This is a genomic window from Pseudoneobacillus rhizolycopersici (assembly GCF_054786815.1).
This window is the reverse complement of record NZ_JBTOOE010000210.1, coordinates 1-244: the sequence shown is the minus strand read 5'-3', so window position 1 is coordinate 244 and position 244 is coordinate 1. Positions and strand designations below refer to the sequence as shown.

Genomic DNA, 244 nt, shown 5'->3' with positions numbered 1-244 from the left:
GGATTGATCAAGATGGGGATTATGAGCCGAATAATTTATCTGGTGACCAAAATAATCCTAAGAATTTATTTACCCAATCCGCTTTCTCTAACCAAAAAATACAAACAATTTTTGAAAGCCAGGTTAGGGATGCACTGCGGGATAATGAAAAGATCATTTATCAGGCGACTCCGATTTTTCGTGGAAATGAACTGATGGCCCGTGGTATTAATTTACAGGCTGTATCAAGTGATGGCAGTTTGGA

1 protein-coding gene is annotated in these 244 nt (G+C 38.5%); it reads left to right on the top strand.

Annotated elements, in window-relative coordinates; all coding sequences use genetic code 11:
* The coding region (locus ACX9YW_RS23465; protein ID WP_460351199.1) for a DNA/RNA non-specific endonuclease at nt 1-244 on the top strand (244 nt) is incomplete at both ends.